Raw genomic sequence first — 1,507 nt, forward strand, 5'->3', positions numbered from 1 at the left:
GATATAAAGATAAAAATGCTAATTTTAAAAAGGATATTTGAATCTACCTAATCCTTTAATAATATTTTTTCTCATAAATTGATACCTATCTTAAAAATCACAAAATCAATAAAATTCTCTGTTAATTTTTCCATTTCAGAATATCTCTGATATTTCGGTGACTTTTCTAAAAAAGGGGTTTTTTGATGTCAATTAAAATATGTGATTCGTTTTTAGTAAAGCATTTTAACTGTTAATGAATCAAGGTTGGTTTGGTAATATTCAGAGTCATAATTTAACGAATTAACAGCATTTTTTTCACAGATATAAAATCGTTCGTTCTGAATTTTAAAAAGTAAATTCCTGATGCAGTGTGGTTCCCATTTTCATCTCTTCCGTTCCAATTTATGTGGTGAAGCGACTCCGTCGCTTTTGTATCGACAGAGTTGAAACACTCCAAAACTCTAACTTTCTGTCCTTTGAGATTATAGATAGAAATTTCTGCGTTCTCTCCGATCTTTGAGGTAAAATTAAAAGAAATAGTCGTCGAAGAATTGAAAGGATTCGGATAAACATTTATAAAGAATTCTTCGGTTTCAGTCATTGGATCATCGATAGAAGTTTCTCCGATTTCATAGAGAAGTTGGATTAGAAAATCGTTTACTTCATCTTCGTAAAAGAAATAAAGAGGAAATCCCAAAAGAACGAAAGTTCCGTTAGGTTGAGATTTTAATCCGCAAATCTTTCATTCATATTCGCTGCCTTCAGTTCCGATAAATGCAAAAATACCGTTATCTGTTTCAGGAAAAATACAGGAATAGGGAAGAGTTCCGTTAAATGCCGGATTCAATTTGTCGGGATCGATATTCAGATCATTATAATCTTCGGAAGAAGCTCCGATAAATTCCCAGGCAGCAACAATTTCAACTTGCTCGCAATTGGAAAAATTACTGATGAAATGTATTGGAATTTCATTTGCAGTTTTCCAGCCGGAAATGATCAGGTTTCCTCCTCCAGCCAGGTAACAACCCAGATTATCGATGTTATCCATAATAAAATGTTGGGATAGGTCATCATCGTGCCAGATAATTGTTGAATAATCTATCAGAAATTCCAAACTCGGTTCTCCTTCCTGTTCATAATCATAAACTGTAAAATCAGGAGCAATTACATTTTGATAAAAATTATCGACCATCTCATCATCAGGATTTCCCTGACCTCCGGTTCCATCTCTCGTTTCATCGATCACCAGGATTCCCTGATCAAGCGGGAAATCAATGGGAGTTGCTTCATAAATATTGGAAAAAGGTGTTTCAAAAATCTCGTCAATCACTGCTTTGATCTTATAATAATAAGTAATTCCATTCTCAACATTTGGATCTTGATAAAAATTTTCTTCGATTATTGTCGAATTTATCTGCTCAAATACACCATCTTCGGAAAGGGAACGGTAAATATTAAATCCATCGATCGCAACTTCTTCCCAGAATTCATTCCAGAAAATGATCACACTTTCATCAGCAGCATA

Annotated in this window: 1 protein-coding gene; it reads right to left on the reverse strand. The window is 33.8% G+C overall.

All coding sequences use genetic code 11. The features are described from left to right. Positions 1 to 274: 274 nt before the first annotated feature. A complete protein-coding gene (locus ENL20_10940; protein ID HHE39069.1) occupies positions 275 to 679 on the reverse strand; it encodes a T9SS type A sorting domain-containing protein in 405 nt (134 codons plus the stop codon). Between the last annotated feature and the right edge of the window lie 828 nt (positions 680 to 1,507).

The organism is Candidatus Cloacimonadota bacterium, from assembly GCA_011372345.1.
Classification (GTDB): Bacteria; Cloacimonadota; Cloacimonadia; order Cloacimonadales; family TCS61; genus DRTC01.